The sequence below is a fragment of the Aeromonas sp. 600774 genome (assembly GCF_049175075.1).
In the GTDB taxonomy this organism is placed as follows: Bacteria; Pseudomonadota; Gammaproteobacteria; order Enterobacterales; family Aeromonadaceae; genus Aeromonas; species Aeromonas veronii_A.
In genome coordinates, this window is the sequence record NZ_JAAKUJ010000034.1 from 1 (window position 1) to 810 (window position 810).

Genomic DNA, 810 nt, shown 5'->3' on the forward strand with positions numbered 1-810 from the left:
AACAAATAACTACTTCTACGTGCGTCCGATGGGCTCAATACCGCTATGTCTACCTGACGCTCGTCAAGCAGCTTTAGCATCTGTGTAGTCGTCTTAACCGGTACAATCTCTATTTCAACACCCAGTTTCGCCCGCAGAACTTGCAGCAAGTCAGCAACAACCCCATGCAAGGTGTTATTTACATCTAGAAAGCTAAGCGGAGGAACACCATCATTAACGCCAATTTTTATTTTTTTTTGTTTACCTAGCCAGTTCCACTGCTCGTTACTTAACTCAACCTTACGCGCGCTGATAGAAAGTCCACCTCCATTCCAACGCTTTGCAATTTCCTCACGTTTTCCGTCTAGTATCTCCTCTAAAGCAATATTTATAATCTTTTTTAGTCGTTGATTTCTCCTGTCTAAAGAAAATGAAAAACCATGAGTATCTCGATATAGTGGCTTTAATAACTGAATACTGTCTTGGTAAAACTTATTAACAATGAAATTTCCTGAAATCATATCCAGCATCACAGCATCTACTTGCCCATAAGCAACGGCAGCGAGTGCGCTGTAACGAGATGGATACATTTTTATTTGTATGCCTGGTAGATATCGCTTCACATCAATTGTGGGAAGATAATACTCTGGAACAGCCACAGTTCGTATGTCATGTTCATCTACATGTATATTTTTATATATAGCTGGATCATCCGGCATATATTTATCTGTTAACAATAGCTGCTGTTGTTCTTCATAGGCATTAGACGTGCTTAAGAAGTCGATCTCTCCACGTTTCAGCGCCTCAATAGCTTCAGCGCGAGATGGTATA

At 40.5% G+C, this 810-nt stretch carries 1 protein-coding gene; it reads right to left on the reverse strand.

The window, feature by feature from the left end; genetic code table 11:
• Nucleotides 1-810, reverse strand: an 810-nt coding sequence (locus G5171_RS20260) for a transporter substrate-binding domain-containing protein (protein WP_421260655.1), incomplete at both ends; no start/stop codon positions are given.